The sequence below is a fragment of the Methylobacterium komagatae genome (assembly GCF_042661665.1).
In the GTDB taxonomy this organism is placed as follows: domain Bacteria; phylum Pseudomonadota; class Alphaproteobacteria; order Rhizobiales; family Beijerinckiaceae; genus Methylobacterium; species Methylobacterium komagatae.
The window spans coordinates 3,317,809-3,337,476 of sequence record NZ_JBHSWN010000001.1; the positions used below are offsets into that span (position 1 = coordinate 3,317,809).

General features: G+C 69.8%; 16 protein-coding genes and 2 pseudogenes. 17 read left to right on the plus strand and 1 reads right to left on the minus strand.

Annotated features, from left to right (window positions below):
- The first annotated feature begins 51 nt into the window (after positions 1–51).
- The 16 genes and pseudogenes from bchF (at position 52) to ACFQE0_RS16605 (ending at position 18,346) form a co-directional block, all read left to right on the plus strand.
- Positions 52–570, plus strand: a complete 519-nt coding sequence (gene bchF, locus ACFQE0_RS16530; RefSeq protein ID WP_378971561.1) for a 2-vinyl bacteriochlorophyllide hydratase — start codon at positions 52–54, stop codon at positions 568–570.
- Positions 567–1,841 (plus strand): ferredoxin:protochlorophyllide reductase (ATP-dependent) subunit N, encoded by a 1,275-nt coding sequence (locus ACFQE0_RS16535; protein WP_378971563.1) that lies wholly within the window; start codon positions 567–569, stop codon positions 1,839–1,841. The genes bchF and ACFQE0_RS16535 overlap by 4 nt, the downstream gene beginning before the upstream one ends.
- 4 nt (positions 1,842–1,845) lie before the next feature.
- Complete coding sequence (gene bchB / locus ACFQE0_RS16540; protein ID WP_378971565.1) at positions 1,846–3,417, plus strand: ferredoxin:protochlorophyllide reductase (ATP-dependent) subunit B; 1,572 nt, start codon at positions 1,846–1,848, stop codon at positions 3,415–3,417.
- Entirely contained in the window at positions 3,392–7,096 is a 3,705-nt protein-coding gene (locus ACFQE0_RS16545; RefSeq protein WP_378971568.1) for a magnesium chelatase subunit H, read from the plus strand. Before bchB ends, ACFQE0_RS16545 begins: the two co-directional genes overlap by 26 nt.
- A pseudogene (gene bchL / locus ACFQE0_RS16550) lies at positions 7,093–7,984 on the plus strand (ferredoxin:protochlorophyllide reductase (ATP-dependent) iron-sulfur ATP-binding protein). The gene ACFQE0_RS16545 and the pseudogene bchL overlap by 4 nt, the downstream one beginning before the upstream one ends.
- Complete coding sequence (bchM, locus tag ACFQE0_RS16555; RefSeq protein ID WP_378971570.1) at positions 7,984–8,694, plus strand: magnesium protoporphyrin IX methyltransferase; 711 nt, start codon at positions 7,984–7,986, stop codon at positions 8,692–8,694. The pseudogene bchL and the gene bchM overlap by 1 nt, the downstream one beginning before the upstream one ends.
- Positions 8,691–10,082: a BCD family MFS transporter gene (locus ACFQE0_RS16560; protein ID WP_378971572.1), complete on the plus strand. Its 1,392-nt coding sequence runs from the start codon at positions 8,691–8,693 to the stop codon at positions 10,080–10,082. The genes bchM and ACFQE0_RS16560 overlap by 4 nt, the downstream gene beginning before the upstream one ends.
- An 18-nt stretch (positions 10,083–10,100) precedes the next feature.
- Positions 10,101–10,880, plus strand: coding sequence for a photosynthetic reaction center subunit H (gene puhA, locus ACFQE0_RS16565; protein ID WP_378971574.1), 780 nt, complete (start codon positions 10,101–10,103; stop codon positions 10,878–10,880).
- Positions 10,877–11,527, plus strand: a complete 651-nt coding sequence (gene puhB / locus ACFQE0_RS16570) for a photosynthetic complex putative assembly protein PuhB (protein ID WP_378971577.1) — start codon at positions 10,877–10,879, stop codon at positions 11,525–11,527. The genes puhA and puhB overlap by 4 nt, the downstream gene beginning before the upstream one ends.
- Before the next feature lie 13 nt (positions 11,528–11,540).
- Entirely contained in the window at positions 11,541–12,020 is a 480-nt protein-coding gene (puhC, locus tag ACFQE0_RS16575; protein WP_378971579.1) for a photosynthetic complex assembly protein PuhC, read from the plus strand.
- Complete coding sequence (locus ACFQE0_RS16580; protein ID WP_378971582.1) at positions 12,020–12,316, plus strand: hypothetical protein; 297 nt, start codon at positions 12,020–12,022, stop codon at positions 12,314–12,316. Before puhC ends, ACFQE0_RS16580 begins: the two co-directional genes overlap by 1 nt.
- A 17-nt stretch (positions 12,317–12,333) precedes the next feature.
- Positions 12,334–13,377: a magnesium-protoporphyrin IX monomethyl ester (oxidative) cyclase gene (gene acsF / locus ACFQE0_RS16585; RefSeq protein ID WP_378975518.1), complete on the plus strand. Its 1,044-nt coding sequence runs from the start codon at positions 12,334–12,336 to the stop codon at positions 13,375–13,377.
- A 1-nt stretch (position 13,378) separates the two neighbouring features.
- Positions 13,379–14,167 (plus strand): putative photosynthetic complex assembly protein PuhE, encoded by a 789-nt coding sequence (gene puhE, locus ACFQE0_RS16590; RefSeq protein WP_378971584.1) that lies wholly within the window; start codon positions 13,379–13,381, stop codon positions 14,165–14,167.
- Between the two features lie 134 nt (positions 14,168–14,301).
- Positions 14,302–15,518 (plus strand): annotated as a pseudogene (gene hemA, locus ACFQE0_RS16595) (5-aminolevulinate synthase).
- Between the two features lie 159 nt (positions 15,519–15,677).
- The gene (bchI, locus tag ACFQE0_RS16600; RefSeq protein ID WP_378971587.1) at positions 15,678–16,688 is read left to right on the plus strand and encodes a magnesium chelatase ATPase subunit I; all 1,011 of its coding nucleotides are present in this window, start codon (positions 15,678–15,680) and stop codon (positions 16,686–16,688) included.
- On the plus strand, positions 16,685–18,346 hold the full coding sequence (locus ACFQE0_RS16605; protein ID WP_378971590.1) for a magnesium chelatase subunit D: 1,662 nt from the start codon (positions 16,685–16,687) through the stop codon (positions 18,344–18,346). Before bchI ends, ACFQE0_RS16605 begins: the two co-directional genes overlap by 4 nt.
- Positions 18,347–18,351: 5 nt before the next feature.
- On the opposite strand, the gene ACFQE0_RS16610 is transcribed toward ACFQE0_RS16605, so the two are convergent.
- Positions 18,352–18,492, minus strand: a complete 141-nt coding sequence (locus ACFQE0_RS16610) for a hypothetical protein (RefSeq protein WP_378971592.1) — start codon at positions 18,490–18,492, stop codon at positions 18,352–18,354.
- Between the two features lie 239 nt (positions 18,493–18,731).
- Here ACFQE0_RS16610 and bchO point away from each other — a divergent pair, with 239 nt between their 5' ends.
- Complete coding sequence (gene bchO / locus ACFQE0_RS16615; protein ID WP_378971595.1) at positions 18,732–19,637, plus strand: alpha/beta fold hydrolase BchO; 906 nt, start codon at positions 18,732–18,734, stop codon at positions 19,635–19,637.
- The last annotated feature ends 31 nt before the right edge of the window (positions 19,638–19,668 follow it).

A 19,668-nucleotide genomic window follows, 5' to 3' on the forward strand; every position in this document is an offset into this window, starting at 1 on the left:
CAGGCAACCGGGACGGACAGACGGACCGGATTGGCAGGCGAGGGCGAACCCATGGGTCGGCAGGACCTCGGTCGCAGAAACCGGCCGGCATCACCGCTCTACACGGCAGAGGAGCGGTCGAGGCGGGACGCCTCCCGCTGGACGCTGGTGCAGGGCGTGCTCGCCCCGGTCCAGTTCGCGATCTTCCTCGTGAGCCTCTGGCTCGTCCTGCGCACCCTGGCGACCGGCGAGGGAGCGGCGGCGGCCCAAGCGTCGGTCGTGATCAAGACCCTGGCGCTCTACGCCATCATGATCACCGGCTCCATCTGGGAGAAGGACGTGTTCGGGCGTTACCTGTTCGCCCCGGCCTTCTATTGGGAGGACATGGTCAGCATGCTCGTGCTGGCCCTCCACACGGCGTATCTCGCCGCGCTCACCACGGGTGCCCTCGGAGAGCGGGGCCTGCTGTTCCTCGCGCTCGCGGCCTACGCCACCTACGTCATCAACGCCGGGCAGTTCGTCCTGAAGCTGCGCGCCGCGCGTCTCCAGGGCGCCCCCCAGCGGATGCAACCGGCGGGGGCGCTGTCATGAACGCTCCGATCACGCATTCCACCGGCTGCGGCGCCATCGATCTCCATCGCGAGGACGGCCAGCGCGCTGTATTCTGCGGTCTCACCGGCATCGTCTGGCTGCACCGGAAGATCCGCGACGCGTTCTTCCTGGTGGTCGGCTCGCGCACCTGCGCCCACCTCATCCAGTCGGCGGCGGGCGTGATGATCTTCGCCGAACCCCGATTCGCCACCGCCATCATCGACGAGCGCGATCTGGCGGGCCTCGCCGATTGCAATGACGAGTTGGACCGCGTCGTCTCCCGGCTGGTGGAACGGCGGCCGGATATCAAGCTGCTGTTCCTCGTGGGCTCCTGCCCTTCGGAGGTGATCAAGCTTGACCTAAGTCGCGCGGCGCAGCGCCTGTCGGCCAAACTCGGCTCGGTGCGGGTGCTGAACTATTCGGGCTCGGGCATCGAAACCACCTTCACCGAAGGCGAGGATGCCTGCCTCGCCGCCCTGGTGCCGGATCTCCCGGCGGATCGCGCCGACGCGGCGCCCTCGCTCCTCGTGGTCGGCGCCCTGGCCGACGTCGTGGAGGACCAGTTCCACCGCCTCTTCGCCGCCATGGGGATCGCCGACGTGCGATTCCTGCCCGCGCGGAACGCGGCGGCGATGCCCGCCGTGGGGCGCAACACCCGCTATCTCCTCGCTCAGCCCTTCCTCACCGGCACGGCGCGGGCGCTGGATGAGCGCGGTGCCAAGCGCCTCGCCGCCCCGTTCCCGCTGGGAGCCGAGGGCACGACGGGTTGGCTCGCAGCCGCGGCGGAGGCCTTCGGCGTCTCCCAGGCGGCTTTCGAGACCGCCACCGCCGCCGGACGGGCACGGGCAGAAACGGCGCTGACGCCCTACCGCGAAAAGCTCGGGGGCAAGAGGGTGTTCTTCTTCCCCGATTCGCAGCTCGAAGTGCCGCTGTCGCGCTTCCTGGCGCGAGAACTCGGCGCGGACCTCGTGGAGGTGGGCACGCCCTACCTGCACCGCGCGCATCTCGCCGCCGAAATCGAGCTTCTGCCCGAGGGCACCCGCGTCACGGAAGGTCAGAGCCTCGACGACCAGCTCGACCGCTGCCGCGCCGCGCGGCCCGACCTGACGGTCTGCGGCCTCGGCCTCGCCAATCCGCTGGAGGCGGAAGGGCTCGCGACCAAGTGGTCGATCGAACTGCTGTTCACGCCCGTCCAGGGCTACGAGCAGGCGGGCGACCTCGCCGAACTCTTCGCCCGGCCGCTCGGCCGCCGCGCGCTGCTGGAGGTCTAGGCCGATGCAGCTCACCCTCTGGACCTACGAAGGCCCGCCCCACATCGGCGCAATGCGCGTGGCGACCGCCATGAAGGGCCTGCACTACGTGCTTCACGCGCCCCAGGGCGACACCTACGCCGACCTGCTGTTCACGATGATCGAGCGGCGCGACCACCGCCCGCCGGTCACCTACACGACCTTCCGGGCGCAGGATCTCGGCCGCGACACGGCCGAGTTGTTCAAGACCGCCTGCGCCCAGGCCTATGCCCGCTTCCAGCCCCAGGCGATGATCGTCGGCGCCTCCTGCACCGCCGAGTTGATCCAGGACGATCCGGGCGGGCTTGCCAAGGCGCTGGACCTGCCGGTGCCGGTCATTCCGCTGGAACTCCCGGCCTATCAGAAGAAGGAGAACTGGGGCGCGTCGGAGACCTTCTACCGGCTGGTCCGCGCCCTCTCAGGCGCGGTCGAGAAGCGGCCCGCCGGGAGCCGCCCGCTCTGCAACATCCTGGGGCCGACGGCTTTGGGGTTCCGCCACCGGGACGACCTGATCGAGATCCGCCGCCTCCTCGCCGATCTCGGCATCGACGTGAACGTGGTGGCGCCGCTGGGCGCCAGCCCCGCCGATCTCGCCCGGCTCGGCGCGGCCGACTTCAACGTCGTGCTCTATCCCGAGACCGCCCGCTCGGCCGCCGAGCATCTGAAGCGCGCCCTCGGGCAGCCTTTCACCAAGGAAATCCCCATCGGAGTCGGCGGCACCAAGGCGTTCATCGCCGAGGTCGCCGCGCTCGCTGGCGTGGATCCCGCCCCGGTCCTTGAGAGCGAGGGCTCCCGCCTGCCCTGGTACTCGCGCTCGGTCGACTCGACCTACCTCACGGGCAAGCGCGTCTTCATCTTCGGCGATGCCACCCATGCCCTTGGGCTGGCGCGGGTCGCATCGAAGGAACTTGGCTTCAAGCTCGTCGGGCTCGGCACCTATACCCGCGAATTCGCCCGCGAGGTCCGCGCCGAAGCGCAGGCTCACGGCATCGAGGCGACGATTTCGGACGACTACCTCGACGTCGAGGCGGCCATCCGCGCGGCGGCCCCGGAACTGGTGCTCGGCACGCAGATGGAGCGCCATGTCGCCAAGCGGCTGGGCCTGCCCTGCGCCGTGATCTCGGCGCCGGTCCATGTGCAGGACTTCCCCGCCCGCCACTCGCCGCAGATGGGCTTCGAAGGCGCCAACGTCCTGTTCGATACCCTCGTCCATCCGCTGATGATGGGCCTCGAAGAGCACCTCCTGGGGATGTTCCGGGAGGACCCCGAATTCCACGATGGCGTTGGGCCGTCCCACCTCGGCGGCAAGCCGGCGGTGGCGCCCGACGCCGTGGAACGGGTGCCGGCATCCTCCCCTCCGACACCGGCACCCGTTTCCGAATCCCCTCAGCCGATCGTCCTCACCTGGGCGCCCGACGCCGAGAAGGAACTGAAGAAGATCCCGTTCTTCGTACGCGGGAAGGCGCGCAGCAACACGGAGACATTCGCCCGCGAGCGGCGGCTTCCGCTCATCACCCTCGAGACCCTGTACGATGCAAAAGCGCATTTCGGCCGCTAGGCCAGACATTCGCGTCGTCATCGTCACGCTCGACAATCACTTGGCGAGCGCGGTGGAGCGGGCGCGCGTCCGCCTCCGGCGCGAGATGCCGGGCCTGCATCTGGGCTTCCACGCGGCGGCCGAGTGGGACAACGACCCCGCCGCCCTCGAATCGGCCAAGGCCGACATCGCCCGCGCCGACATCGTGCTGTCCGCGATGCTGTTCCTCGACGAGCATGTCCGCGCGATCCTGCCGTCGCTGCTGGCTCGCCGCGAGGCGTGCGATGCCATGGTCGGCTGCCTTTCGGCGGGCGAGGTGGTGAAGACCACCAAACTCAACCGCTTCGATATGAGCGGCACGAAGCGCAGCGCCCTCGATTTCCTGAAGAAGCTGCGCGGCAAGCCGGGCGCCGAGGGCAATGCCGCGAGGCAGATGGCCCTCGTCCGAAAACTTCCAAAAATCCTGCGCTTCATCCCCGGCTCGGCCCAGGATGTGCGCGCCTATTTCCTGACGCTGCAATACTGGCTCGCAGGCTCGGACGAGAACGTCGCCGCTCTGATCCACTTCCTCGTCCAGCGCTACGCGACGGGCGCGCGGGCGGCCTGGCGCGATTTACCCGCCGCTCCCGTGCCGCTGCACTACCCCGAGACCGGGCTGTACCACCCGCGCATGCCGGGCCGCGTCGGCGGGGATGCGTCCCGCTTGCCCCGTCGCCAAGGCGCGAAGGGCCGGGTCGGCCTGCTCCTGATGCGCAGCTACGTGCTCGCGGGCAACAGCGCCCATTACGACGGCGTCATCGCAGCCATGGAGGCCAAGGGCCTCGACGTGGTGCCGGCCTTCGCGGCCGGGCTCGACAACCGCCCTGCGGTGGATGCCTTCTTCATGCGCGATGGGCGCCCGGCCATCGACGCGCTGGTCTCGCTCACCGGCTTCTCGCTGGTCGGCGGTCCCGCCTACAACGATGCCAAGGCGGCCGAGACGACGCTCGCGCGGCTCGACGTGCCCTACCTCGCCGCCCACGCCCTGGAATTCCAGACGATCGAGCAGTGGGAAGCCGGGGCGCGCGGCCTCTCGCCCGTCGAGGCGACGATGATGGTCGCCATCCCCGAACTCGACGGCGCCACCGCGCCGAGCGTGTTCGGCGGGCGCTCCGTCGCCTCCGGCGCCGACAATAGCCGCGACATGCGCGCCCATCCCGAGCGGGTCGCGCAGCTGGCCGAGCGCGTCGCCAACCTCATCGCCCTGCGGCGGACGCAGAAGGCCGCGCGCAAGGTCGCGGTGGTGCTGTTCAACTTTCCGCCGAATGCGGGCGCCACCGGCACCGCCGCCTTCCTGTCGGTCTATGCCTCGCTGCTCAACACCCTGAAGGGCATGAAAGCGGACGGCTACACGGTCGAGGTGCCTAAGAGCGTCGATGCCCTGCGCGACGCGATCCTCACCGGCAATGCGAGCCGCTACGGCACACAGGCCAACGTCCATGCCCGCATCCCGGCCGAGGACCATGTTCGCCGGGAAAAGCACCTCGCCGAGATCGAGGCGCAATGGGGCCCGGCGCCGGGACGCCACCAGAGCGACGGGGCGGGCCTGTTCGTGCTCGGTGCGCAGTTCGGCAACGTCTTCGTCGGCGTCCAGCCCGCCTTCGGCTACGAGGGCGACCCGATGCGGCTGCTCTTCGAGAGCGGCTTCGCTCCGACACACGCCTTCAGCGCATTCTACCGCTACCTCCGCGAGGATTTCGGCGCTGATGTCGTGCTGCATTTCGGCACCCACGGGGCGCTCGAATTCATGCCCGGCAAGCAGACGGGACTGTCGGAATCCTGCTGGCCGGAGCGGCTGATCGGCGCCCTGCCGAACGTCTATCTCTACGCCGCCAACAATCCCTCAGAGGGGACGCTGGCCAAACGCCGCTCGGCCGCAACGCTGGTGAGCTATCTGACGCCGAGCCTCGCGGCGGCGGGGCTCTATCGCGGCCTCCTCGATCTCAAGAGCTCGATCGAGCGCTTCCGTGGCCTCGACGCCGAGGCGGTCGCCGAACGGGCCGACCTCGCCACGCTGATCCAGGCCCAGGGCGCGGCGGTCGATCTCGTGGCCGCCGAGCCAGCCTGGAACGGCGATCTCACGGGGCGTGTCTCCGCCCTGTGGCTCGCGCTGAACGAACTCGAACAGACCCTCATCCCGCACGGCCTGCACGTGGTCGGCGAGGGAGTCCCCGCCGAAGAGCGTTCCGACCTCCTCGCCGCCGTAGCGGAAGCCTCGCACGGGCTGAAGCCCGCGCCGGCGGCGATCTCCGCCCTGGTCGCCGGGGAGGGCGCCGAAGCGGCCCTGCACCTGTCCGGCCTTCCCGCGAATGACGAGATGCGCGCCGCCTTCGCGAGCCTCGTGCAGACGAACGCGCTGCTCTCCACCGATCATGAGGTGGCGGGCATCCTCACCGCACTGGATGGCCGCTTCGTGCCGCCGGTCGCGGGTGGCGACCTGCTGCGCAGCCCGGCGATCCTGCCGACGGGGCGCAACATCCACGGCTTCGATCCCTGCCGCCTTCCCTCGGCCTTCGCGGTCGCGGACGGCGCCCGGCAGGTGGCCCGCGTGCTGGCCCGGCACGCTGAGGAGGGCAAGCCGCTTCCCGAGAGCGTGGCGATCGTCCTCTGGGGCACCGACAACCTGAAGAGCGAGGGCGGCCCCATCGCCCAGGCTCTGGCGCTGATCGGTGCCGCCCCGCGCTTCGACGGCTACGGCCGTCTCGCGGGCGCCGAACTGATCCCGCTCGCCACGCTCGGCCGCCCGCGCATCGATGCGGTCGTGACCCTCTCGGGCATCTTCCGTGATCTGCTGCCGTTGCAGACCAAGCTCATTGCGGAGGCCTCCTTCCTCGCGGCGACCGCCGACGAACCGGTGGAGCAGAACTTCGTCCGCAAGCACGCGCTGGCCATCCAGGCCGAGCAGGGTTGCGACATCGAGACGGCGGCGCTCCGGGTCTTCTCGAACGCGGAAGGCGCTTATGGCGCCAACGTGAACCACCTCGTGGATTCCGGCGCCTGGGACGACGAGGACGAGCTGTGCGAGGCGTTCTCCCGCCGCAAGAGCTTCGCCTATAGCCGCACCGGCAAGCCCGCGCCGCAGCGGGCCCTGATGAAGGCGGTGCTCGCCTCCGTCGATCTCGCCTACCAGAACCTCGATTCCGTCGAGGTCGGGGTGACGAGCGTCGATCACTACTTCGACGGGCTCGGCGGCATGGGCCGCGCCGTGGCCCGGGCCAAGGGCGAGGCGGTCCCGATCTACATCAGCGACCAAACCCGCGGTGAAGGCCGGGTGCGCACCCTGCCGGAGCAGGTCGCGCTGGAAACCCGCACCCGGATGCTGAACCCCAAGTGGTACGAGCCCCTGCTCGGCCACGGCTACGAGGGCGTTCGCCAGATCGAGGCGCATCTCACCAACACGGTGGGCTGGTCGGCCACCGCCAACGCGGTGCAGCCCTGGATCTACGAGCGCATCACCGAGACCTTCGTCCTCGACCCGGCCATGCGCGAGCGCATCGCCTCCCTCAACCCCACTGCTTCGGCCAAGGTCGCCCAACGGCTGATCGAGGCACACAAGCGCGGCTTCTGGACCCCCGACGCGGAGACCCGCGACGCCCTCGACCGGGCGGAGGAGGAACTGGAGGACCGGCTCGAAGGCGTGACCCCAGGAGTGGCCGCATGAACATCGCCATCCGCAACCCGGTCCCCGCGCGGAAAGAGGAGGGCAGCCTGCAGGTCGCCCTCGATCCCGATCTCAAGATCGAGACCGCCAAGGTCTTCGCCGTCTACGGCAAGGGCGGCATCGGCAAATCGACCACCTCGTCGAACCTGTCGGTGGCCTTCTCGAAGCTCGGCAAGCGCGTGCTGCAGATCGGCTGCGATCCGAAGCACGATTCCACCTTCACCCTGACCAAGCGCCTCGCGCCGACGGTGATCGACGCGCTGGAATCCGTGAACTTCCATTCGGAGGAGTTGCGGGTCGAGGACTTCGTGGTCGAGGGTTACAACGGCGTCATGTGCGTCGAGGCCGGGGGCCCCCCGCGGGCACCGGCTGCGGCGGCTACGTGGTCGGCCAGACGGTGAAGCTCCTGAAGGAGCACCACCTGCTCGAGGACACCGACGTGGTGGTGTTCGACGTGCTGGGCGACGTGGTTTGCGGCGGCTTCGCTTCGCCCCTCCAGCATGCCGACCGGGCGTTGATCGTCACGGCCAACGACTTCGACTCGATCTTCGCGATGAACCGGATCGTGGCCGCGATCCACGCCAAGTCGAAGAACTACGGCGTGCGCCTCGGCGGCGTCATCGCCAACCGCTCGGCCAAGACCGACGAGATCGACCGGTTCAACGACGCGGTCGGCCTAAAGCGCCTCGCCCACTTCCCCGACCTCGACGTGGTGCGCCGCTCGCGCCTCAAGAAGTCGACGCTGTTCGAGATGGAGTCTTCGCCTGGCTCGACGCCGTGACCGCCGAATACATGCGGCTGGCCGAGACCCTCTGGGCCGGCGGCGAGCCTTGCGAGGCGCAGCCGATGAAGGACCGCGACCTGTTCGAGTTCCTCGGGTTCGACTGATGAGCAGCGCCAGCTACGACGCCCGCCGGGGCGAACTCACCACCTATTTCGACCGCACCGCCGTCGAGGCATGGTCGCGCCTGACCTCGGACGCGCCGGTCAGCAAGGTCCGCGCGACGGTGCGGGCCGGGCGTGACGCCATGCGCGGCATGCTGCTCTCCTGGCTCCCCGCCGACATGAACGGCCAACGCCTGCTCGATGCCGGGTGCGGCACGGGCGCGCTCGCCGTCGAGGCCGCACGGCGGGGCGCCGAAGTCGTCGCCATCGACGTCTCCCCCACGCTGATCGGGCTGGCGCAGGAGCGCCTGCCGCAGATCGTCGGTGCCGGGCGCATCGATTTCCGCGTGGGCGACATGCTCGATCCCGGCCTCGGCCGGTTCGACCACGTGGTCGCGATGGACTCGCTGATCCATTACCGCCCGGCGGACATCGCCCGCGCGCTCGCCCGCCTCGGGGAGCGCACGGAGGGCTCGGTCCTGTTCACCGTGGCGCCGCGCACCGCGCTGCTCACCGTGATGCATGCGGCCGGCAAGCTCTTTCCCCGCGGCGACCGCTCTCCGGCGATCGTGCCGGTGACGGAACGCGGCCTGAAGCGCCGCATCGCCGCCGAACCCGCCCTCCACGCCTTCACCTGGACGCGCAGCCACCGGGTGAACAGCGGCTTCTATCTGTCGAACGCTATCGCGCTGACGCGGAGCGTGACGCGATGAAGCTAACCCACGCCCTCATGCGCCTCGGCCCGGCGATCCTGCCCTTCGCGGATGCGGCGACGGTCGAACTGCCCATGGGGCGGCTCCTGCGGCTGGCCCTGTTCCAAGTCACGGTCGGCATGGCCGCCGTGCTGCTGATCGGCACGCTGAACCGGGTGATGATCGTCGAGTTGGGCGTGCCCGCCTGGATCGTGGCGGTGATGCTGTCCCTGCCGCTGATTTTCGCGCCCCTGCGCGCGCTGGTCGGCTTCCGGTCGGACACGCACCGCTCGGTGCTGGGCTGGCGGCGGGTTCCCTACATCTGGTTCGGCACGCTGCTGCAATTCGGCGGGTTGGCCATCATGCCCTTCGCCCTGCTGATCCTGTCGGGCGACACGACCGGACCGCTCTGGGTCGGCGACGTGGCGGCGGCTCTGGCTTTCCTGCTGGTCGGCGCGGGGCTTCATACCACCCAAACGGTCGGCCTCGCATTGGCCACCGATCTCGCTCCCGCCCATGCCCGGCCGAAGGTGGTGGCTCTCCTCTGCGCCGCGCTGCTGGCCGGGATGATGGCGAGCGCGGTGGTGTTCGGCCTCGCCCTCTCGAATTTCTCGCAGGTGCGCCTGATCCAGGTGATCCAGGGCGCCGCCCTCGTCACCATCGTTCTGAACGGCCTCGCCCTGTGGAAGCAGGAGCCGCGCGACCCGAACCGCAGCCGCGACGCGCCGCGCCAGACCTTTTCGGATTCCTGGCGGGCCTATGCCGGCACCGGCCATGCCCGGCGGCGGCTGATCGCCATCGGCCTCGGCACGGCAGGCTTCTCGATGCAGGACATCCTGCTCGAACCCTATGGCGGCCAGATCCTGCACCTGCCCGTGGCGGCGACCACCGCGCTCACCGCGATGCTCGCGGCGGGAGGCGGCCTCGGCCTTCTCCTCGCGGCACGCTGGCTGAACCGGGGCGGGGATCCGTTCCGCGTCTCGGCGGCGGGCGCGGGGATCGGCATCCTCGCCTTCTCGGCGGTGGTCTTCGCCGCGCCGCTCGCCTCGCAGAACCTGTTCGCCGTCGGCGTCAGCCTGATCGGCCTCGGCGGCGGGCTCTTCGCCCACGGAACGCTGACCGCGTCCATGGAGAAGGCGGGCCCGGAGGATACCGGTCTCGCGCTCGGCGCCTGGGGAGCGGTGCAGGCCACCGCCGCCGGGCTGTCCATCGCCGCCAGCGGCATCGTCCGGGACGTGGGCGCGGCCATCGCCCAGACGGGCATCCTCGGCGAGGGGATGAACGAGCCCGCCATCGGCTACCTCATCGTCTACCACATCGAGATCGCGCTGCTCTTCGCCGCCCTCGTGGCCCTCGGGCCGCTGGTGCGAAGCAGCGAGCGCCGCCGTCTCATCGAGAGAACCGCCTGAGACCAGGGGGAGGATCCTATGCCCACAGGTGCCTTGACCGGATACGTCGACGTCGCGCAGGTCGTGCTCTACGCGTTCTTCCTCTTCTTCGCGGGGTTGGTCTTCTACCTGCGCCGGGAAGACCGCCGCGAGGGCTACCCTCTCGAGGACGAGGCGGTGGGCCTGCGCCACTCGCCCAACCCCTTCCTGATCCCCACCGCCAAGAGCTTCCATCTCGCAGGCGGCGAGACCACCTTCGCGCCTCAGGCGATGCAGGGCCGCCGGGACATCGAGACCGGCATACCCGCCCGAAAGGTCGAGCCGTGGCCCGGCGCGCCCTACGAGCGGACGGACGGCTCGCTTGCGGCGGGCGTGGGCCCCGGCTCCTACGTCAACCGTCACGACGTCACCGACAAGACCTGGGAGGGGGTGGATCGCCTCGTGCCCCTGCGGGTGGCGACGAACTTCGTCGTCCACGAGGCGGGCCCGAACCCGATCGGGATGACGGTGTTCGGCACCGACAACGCGGTGGCGGGCGTCGTGGCCGACCTCTGGGTCGACCGGGGTGAGTCCCTGGTCCGCTACTACGAGGTCGAGTTGACCGATGGGTCGCGGCGCCTGATGCCGTCGGTCTTCTGCCGAGCGGGCGGGTTCACCCGTACCGTGAAGTCCGAGGCTCTGCTCGCCTCGCAATTCGCGGACATCCCGACGACCAAGAACCCCGAATCCGTGACCTTCCTCGAAGAGGAGCGGATCATGTCGTATTTCGGCGCGGGGACACTCTACGCGACGCCGAAGCGCGCGGAGCCGCTGCTATGAGTGGCGACGACTTCCTCCCCGAAGGCACCCTGCGCGGGCTGCCTGGTCCGCTCCCACGCGATGAGCGGCTGCTCTGGCAGGGAGCGCCGACGACGACGGGCGTCTTCGTGCGGGTGTTCCACGCCCGCATCGTCGCCCTCTGGTTCGTGGGCTGGGCCTGCATCTTCGCCGCGAGCGCGGGTTCACCAAGCCGCGCCGTGATGATCGGCAGCGCGATCATGCTCACCGGGGCACTCGGCCTCGCGGTGCTGTGGGTGCTGTCGTGGCTTACCCACCGCACCACCGTCTACACGATCACCGACAAGCGGGTGGTGTTCCACACCGGCATTGCCCTGCCGGTGACCCGCAACTTGCCCTTCGCGCAGATCGAGAACGGCGCACTGCGTGCTTTCTCGGACGACAGCGGCGACATTCCGCTGAGGTTGCGGCCGGGGGTGCGGATCGCCTACCTTCAACTGTGGCCGCATGCGAGACCCTGGCATGTCTCGCGGACCGAGCCCATGCTGCGCTCGGTGCCACACGCCGAGTCGGTCACCCGTCTTCTGGTTCAGGCGATGACCGCCTTCGCCGAGAACGGGCAACCGGTCCAGCCGGTGGTGGTCATGCGGCCCACGCCGCAGGCCCCGCGCCTGGTGGCGGCGGAATAAAAAGGGAGGGGGGATGAGCGGAGCGATCCCAGGGCGTGCGTCCGGGCCGGTGCCGGCGCTGCTGCTGATCGGCGCGGGTGCGCTCCTCGGCTTCACGATGCTCGCCGTGGCCATCGGCCGGGGCGAGGGCGTGGGCCTGACCCAGCTTCCCGCCGCCAAGGCCATCGCCCGGCTCGATTTCCGCGCCGAGGATCAGGCCGACGGCTCCATCGCCCTGCGGGACGCCGCCGACAGCCGCATCGTCGCCTGGATCAAGCCCGGAGAGGACGGCTTCCTGCGCGGTACGTTGCGGGGCCTCGCCCAGGCCCGGCAGCGCGACGGGCTCGGCCGCGAACCGCCCTTCACCTTGACCCGCTTCGACGACGGCCGCCTCGACCTCGCCGACGAGGCCACCGGGCGGCACGTGCCCCTGGAGGCCTTCGGCTCCACCAACGCCCTTTCTTTCGCCCGGCTGCTGCCGGGTCAGGGCGCTCCTGTCACGGAGACCCGCTGATGGGCTGGCCCGGCTCCCGCACCGTCACGGTGCCCTGCACCGTCGAACTCGAGAACACACCCGAGAGCCTGCACGCGCATGTCACCCTCGATGCCGGCTTCGACATCGAGCCCGGCGACGAGGTGCAGGTGCACGACGCGCCGACCGAGGTGCCCTACGGCGAGCGCCTCACGGTGCGCCGCACCGCCACCGTCACCCGCGCGGGTGCGCTGGAGCGTGCCTGGACCAAGCTCATCGCCCATCTCGAACTGACCGAACTCTACGAGGTCAGTTTTTCCGAACGGAGGACGCTGTGACCGCTCCCGTCCCGAAGATGCCGATCAACGAATCGACCAAGGCCGCGCAGGAGACGACCTTCCTGTCGCCACGCTTCTACACGACCGATTTCGAGGAACTGGATCGCACCAACGTCGAGCCGGTTCGCCGCGATTGGGACGTGCTGATCGCGGAGCTGAAGTCCGACCCGAACAAGCGCCACTTCACCCGCAACGAGGAGTTCGATTGCGACCTCTCGGCCATGGAGCCGGAGTTACGCAAGGAATTCCTCGACTTTCTCGTCTCCTCGATCACCGCCGAGTTCTCGGGCTGCGTGCTCTACGCCGAGATGAGGAAGCGCGCGAAGAACAAGGACATCAAGGAGCTGTTCGGCCTGATGAGCCGCGACGAAGCGCGCCACGCAGGCTTCATCAACGACACGCTCAAGGATTTCGGGATCGGCGTCGATCTCGGCTTCCTGACAAAGACCAAGAAATACACGTTCTTCAAGCCGAAGTTCATCTTCTACGCGACGTACCTGTCCGAGAAGATCGGCTATGCCCGTTACATCACGATCTACCGGGAGTTGGAGAAGCATCCCGAGCGGCGCATCCACCCGATCTTCAAATGGTTCGAGAAGTGGTGCAACGACGAGTTCCGCCATGGCGAGGCCTTCGCCCTGCTGATGCGTGCGAACCCGAAGCTGACGAGCGGCGTGAACCGCTACTGGATCCGCTTCTTCCTGCTCGCCGTCTTCGCGACGATGTATGTCCGCGACCATCACCGCCCCGCCTTCCACGCGGCGCTGGGGGTCGACCCGTCCGACTACGACTACAAGGTCTTCCGCATCACCTCGGAGATCTCGAAGCAGACCTTCCCGCTCGAACTCGACATCGACAACCCGAAGTTTCGGGCGGGGCTCGACAGGCTGCTGGCCCACAGCCGCGGCATCGCGGCGGCGAAGGCGAAGGGCGGCCTCAGCGGCAAGCTCGCACAGGGTGCCCACGCCGTCGGCGCCGCGCTCACCTTCGCGCGCCTCTACGTGCTGCCGGTGAAGGCCAACGCCCTTCCGGCCGACATCCGCCTGCAACCGGTCTGGTAGAATGGCGACCTACGCCGCCCCGATGGTCTATGCGGTGGTGCTCTGGTGGTTCTCCACCGGGGTGATCCTGCTGCTCGACCACGCTCCGCGCCGCACCCATCCCTGGAGCATGGCGGCGGCGACGCTGCTGCTCGCGGGGGCGCTGGTGGCGGTGCGGACGAGCGCGGGCGACACGGGGACGGGCGGAGCCTACATGGCCTTCACCGCCGCCCTGATCGTCTGGGGCTGGCAGGAGATGAGCTACTACATGGGCTTTATCTCGGGCCCGCGCCCGGTGGCCTGCCCGCCCTCGTACCGGGGAAGCGAGCGCTTCTTCGCCGCGCTCGCCACGAGCCTCTGGCACGAATTCGCGATCGTGATCGGCGGGCTTGCGATCCTCGCTTTGGTCTGGGGCCAGCCGAACAAGTTCGCCCTGTGGACCTACGCCACCCTCGTGGTGATGAACCTCTCGGCCCGGCTGAACCTGTTCCTGGGGGTGCGCAACCTCCATTCCGAGTTCCTGCCGGACCATCTCGGCTATCTCGCCTGCTACCTCACACGGGCGCCGATGAACCGGCTCTTCCCGGTTTCGGTCACCCTCGGCACCGCCGCCGCCGCCCTGCTCGGGCGGGCCGCGCTGTCCGATACGGTTCTCGAGCATGAGCTGATCGGCTTCACCGTGCTCGCCACGCTGATGGCGCTCGCGACGCTGGAACACTGGTTCCTCATGCTCCCGCTGCCCTCCGCCGCCCTCTGGCGCTGGAGCCTGCCGGGGCGGAGCCTCGACGGCGCGCGAGGCGCGCCGGATTAATCCACGGTGGACGGTTTTCGCTCAGGCGGAAGCCTTGCACCCCTCGATTTGGAATTCGTCGTATGCGAGTTCTTGAACGGCTAGAGCATAACGACATAAGCGGGCCGAACCTGCGGCAACCGGGGAGTAGAGGAATGGACTACGAGGCCTTCTTCGGCGCCGAGATCGCCGGCCTCCATCGCGAAGGACGCTACCGCGTCTTCACCGATCTGGAGCGTCACGCCGGCCGCTTCCCCCATGCGACCCACCACCATGGCGGCGGCACCCGCCCCGTGACCGTGTGGTGCTCGAACGATTATCTCGGCATGGGACAGCACCCGAGCGTGCTGAACGCCATGCACGAAGCGCTGGATCGCTGCGGCGCGGGCGCGGGCGGCACCCGCAACATCTCCGGCACGAACCATTACCACGTGCTTCTGGAGCGCGAGCCGCCGACCTGCACCGCAAGGAATCTGCGCTGCTCTTCACCTCGGGCTACGTCTCGAACTGGGCGGCCCTCGGAACGCTCGCCTCTCGGCTCCCGAATTGCGCGGTCTTCTCGGATTCCGAGAACCACGCCTCGATGATCGAGGGCATCCGGTTCAGCCGGGCTGAGCGCCACATCTTTCGCCATAACGATCCGGAAGACCTGGACCGTAAGCTCAGCCTCATCGACCCCTCCCGGCCGAAGCTCGTGGCCTTCGAGTCGGTCTATTCGATGGATGGCGACATCGCCCCGATCGACGAGATCTGCGACGTGGCTGAGAAGCATGGCGCGCTGACCTATCTCGATGAGGTCCACGCGGTCGGCCTGTACGGCGAGCGCGGTGGTGGCATCTCCGAGCGAGACGGCGTCGCCCACCGGCTCGACGTGATCGAGGGGACGCTTGGCAAAGCCTTCGCCGTCCATGGCGGCTACATCACCGCCTCCGAGAAGCTGTGCGATTTCGTCCGCAGCTTCGCCTCGGGCTTCATCTTCACCACCTCGCTGCCCCCGGCCGTGGCGGCGGGCGCGGCGGCCTCGATCCGCCACCTGAAGGAGAGCGGCGCCGAGCGTGCCCGGCATCAGGAGCGCGTCGCGACCGTCCGTGCGGCGCTGGAAGCCGCCGACATCCCGACCATGCCGAACGAGAGCCACATCGTGCCGGTGATGGTCTGCGATCCCGTGCTCTGCAAGGCGATCTCGGACACGCTGCTCGACGAGTTCGGCATCTACGTGCAGCCGATCAATTACCCGACCGTGGCGCGCGGCACCGAGCGCCTGCGCATCACGCCCTCGCCCCTGCACACGGATGCGGATGTGGCGCATCTGGTCGATGCCCTCACCACCATCTGGGGTCGTATCGGCCTTCGGCAGAAGGCGGCGGAGTAGGGACGAACCGTCTCTATCCCCACGCCGTCATCGCGAGCGCAGCGAAGCGACCCAGTGCAGCGGGACGCCACCCATGGTGGCACGTCCCTCAATTGCTTCGCTTCGCTCGCAAAGACGGGTAGCGATGGACCCGTCCCTAGACCCGAACCTGGAACCGACGTGCCCACCTTCCCCTTCTCGGCCATCGTCGGCCAGGACGAGATGCGCCAAGCGCTGCTGATCGCGGCGGTGGACCCGGCGGTGGGCGGCGTGCTGGTCTTCGGAGATCGCGGCACAGGCAAGTCCACGGCGATCCGGGCGCTTGCCGCCTTGCTGCCGCCCATGGCGGCGGTGATCGGCTGCCCCTACAATTGTGACCCCGCGAGCCCCGCCGACCTCTGCCCGCATTGCGCGGCAGGCGGCCCGCGCAAGAGCCAAAAGAAACCGGTGCCGGTGGTGGACCTGCCGCTGGGCGCCACCGAGGATCGGGTGGTCGGCACCCTCGATCTGGAACGGGCGCTGTCGGCCGGGGTGAAGGCGTTCGAGCCGGGCCTGCTCGCCCGCGCCAATCGGGGCTTCCTCTACATCGACGAGGTGAACCTTCTGGAGGACCACCTCGTGGATCTGCTCCTCGACGTGGCGGCCTCCGGCGTAAACACCGTGGAGCGCGAAGGTTTGTCCCTGCGCCATCCGGCGCGCTTCGTCCTTGTGGGCTCGGGCAATCCGGAGGAGGGCGAGTTGCGCCCGCAACTGCTCGACCGGTTCGGCCTCGCCTGCGAGGTCGCCACGCCGACCGACATCGCCACCCGCATCGCCGTAGTCCGCGCCCGCGACGCCTACGAGCGCAATCCGGACGGCTTCTGCGCCGCCCATGCGAAGGACGACGCCGCCATCCGCAAGCGGATCGAGGCGGCGCGGAAGCGGCTCCCCTCCGTCACGGTGCCCGATGCCGCCTTGGAACAGGCGGCACGCCTCTGCCTCGCCCTCGGCACCGATGGTCTGCGTGGCGAACTGACCCTCATGCGCACCGCCCGGGCGCTCGCCGCCCTCGACGGCGCCACGACCGTAACCGACGATCATCTCCGCCGGATCGCCCCGGCCGCCCTGCGCCACCGCCTGCGCCGCAACCCGCTGGACGAATCCGGCTCGACGGTGCGGGTCGAACGGGCGCTGGCCGAGGTGTTTGCGTGACGGGCTCCGCGCCCGACCGCATCTGGGCCGACGCCCTCCTCGCCCTCCGGCTGTTCGCCTCCGACCCGCACGGTTTCGGCGGCGTCGCTCTCCGCGCCGCGCCCGGCCCGGTGCGCGACGCCTGGCTCGACCGGTTGCGCGTGGCCCTGAACCCCGGCGCGCCCCTTCGCCGGATGCCCCCCGGCATCGGCGACGAAGGGCTGCTCGGCGGGCTCGACCTCGCCGCGACCCTCTCGGCCGGACGGCCCGTGACCCAGACCGGCCTCCTCGCGGCGGCGGATGGCGGGGTGATCGTCGTGCCCATGGCCGAGCGGTTGGAGCCCGGCATCGCCGCACGCCTCGCCGCCGCCCTCGATACCGGACGGGCCGGACCCGAGGGTGCGCCCGCCCGTTTCGGCCTCGTCTTGCTGGACGAAGGCCGTGACGACGAGGCCGCCCCCACCGCCCTCTCCGACCGGCTGGCCTTCCGCCTCGATCTCGACGCGGTGCCGCCGCGCCTCGCCCTGGCGGACGCGGTGTCCCCGGAGGTTACCGAAGCTGGGAGCGAGGACGATCCGGTAGAGATGCTCTGCACCCTCGCGTCAGCCTTCGGCATCGCCTCGCCGCGCGCGCCGATCCTGGCCCTGCGCGCGGCGCGGGCTCTCGCGGAAGTGGGCCTCCCCGGCGCGACCGTTACGGCCGCACGTCTGGTACTCGCTCCGCGCGCCGAGCGCCTACCCGAACCCGCGCCGGAACCGGCCCAGGAGAGCGAGCGCGAGGAGACGCCGCCGGGTGAGAACCAGGAGCGCGACGAGCGCGAGCCCGCGCCGCCGGAGGATGTCGTCCTCGATGCGGTGCGGGCGGCCATTCCCCCGCGCCTGCTCGATCTACTGCTGGCCGGAGGTCTGCGCCGGTCCGAGGCCCGGGCGGGCCGGGGCGGGAGGCCGGAAGCCGTTGCTCGCACCGGCCGCCCGGTCGGCCACCGGGCCGGAGACCCGCGCCGAGGACGGCTCGATCTGCTGGCGACGCTGCGTGCGGCCGCCCCCTGGCAGACCCTGCGGGGGGGACAGGCAGGGCGCCTGCAGGTCCGCAAGGACGATCTCCGCATCCGCAAGTTGCGGCGACGGGTGGAGACGACGACGGTGTTCTGCGTCGATGCTTCGGGCTCGGCCGCCCTCGAACGGCTCGCGGAGGCAAAGGGCGCCGTGGAAGCTCTCCTGGCCGAAGCCTATGTGCGCCGGGACCGGGTCGCGCTGGTGGCCTTCCGGGGCAGGGGGGCGGATCTTGTCTTGCCACCGACGCGCTCGCTCACGCGGGCGAAGCGCGGCCTTGCGGGACTTCCCGGTGGCGGCGGCACGCCGCTCGCGGCGGGGCTCGACGCGGCCCTCTCCGTGGCGCTCGACGTGCGCCGGGGCGGGGGCAATGCCGTCGTCGTGGTGTTGACCGATGGGCGGGCCAATGTCGGCCGAGACGGCACGGGCGGACGGGCCAAGGCCGGGGACGAGGCGCTGGCGGCGGCTCGCGCCCTGCGTCAGGCGGGGCTTCCCGCGCTGGTGGTCGATACCGGCGCCCGGGGCGGCGGCGCGAAGCCTATGGCAGACGCGATGGCCGCCCGATACCTTGCCCTGCCGCGTCTCGACGGCGGCGCCATCGGCGCGGCCGTCAGAGCGATCCGGTGAGGCGCTTACTCGACGACGATGCCGAGATCGGCCAGCCGCTGGTGATGCGCGATCCAGGACGAGAACACACCGCGCATCATGGCGGCGAAGTTCCAGCCCGCGAAGCTCTCGGCAGTGTGCTGGGCGGTGGGGACGAGAGGTATCATGACCTGCTCCTGAGTTGGGGTGACATGTTCTTGTTCGACACCGGCAGACTGCGCCCCATCCCGCAGCGCAACAAGGTGCGGCACGTCAGCGGTGGCATGCGGTCGCTGCATGGAATTATTGTTATTTGCGAAATACTTCAGCCTTTGAACGATAGAGCGCATCGCCTTGTCGGCTTGCTCCGCTATGGTGCGATGCCGCAAACTCGCCCTCACCGACCGGCGCATTCTGCGAGACCCCCGTGCTGAGCTTCGACAAACCCGACCGGCCCGTCTGGGCCGAAGACGGGCAGGATTGGCCGCACCGGGCGGCGAGCCGCTTCGTGACGGCCGGTGGCCTGACTTGGCACATCCAGGAATTCGGTGAGGCCGAGGCGCCGGTCTTGCTCCTGCTCCACGGCACGGGAGCGGCCAACCATTCCTGGCGCGGGCTGGCGCCGCTGCTGGCCGGGCGCTTCAGGGTGATCGCGCCCGATCTGCCGGGCCATGGCTTCACCGATCCACTGCCGGACGGCACTCTCTCTCTGCCCGGCATGGCCAAGGCCGTCGCCGCGCTGATGACCACGCTTGGCCTGTCGCCGGTCATCGTGGCGGGGCATTCCGCTGGGGCGGCCATCCTGGCGCGGATGGCCCTCGACGGTCTCGCCTCGCCCCGCCTGCTCGTGGCCTTCAACGGGGCGCTCGCCCCCCTGCCGGGGGCGGCGAACCTGCTGTTTCCCAGCATGGCGCGGCTCTTGTTCCTCAACCCGTTCACGCCCCGCCTCTTCGCCTGGACCGCCGACCGCGCGGCGGTGCGGCGGCTGATCGAAGGAACCGGCTCGCGCCTCGATCCGGCCGGGCTCGATCTCTACCGGCGTCTCTTCGCCCGGCCGGGCCATGTGCGTGGGGCGCTCGGCATGATGGCGAACTGGAACCTCGAACGGCTGCACCGCGACCTGTCCCGGCTCGGGCCGCGCTGCCTGCTCGTCGTCGGCAGCGAGGACAAGGCGATCGCGCCGGACACCGCCTTCACCCTGGCCAAGCGCCTGCCCGATGCGCGGGTGGCGCTGGTGCGCGGCCTCGGCCACCTTGCCCACGAGGAGGCGCCCGAACGGGTCGTCGACCTGCTGCTCGACGAGGCGCGGGCGCTCGGGATTATCGAAGGCTGAGGATCGTACGGTAGGGCGCGTTGTCGCCCTC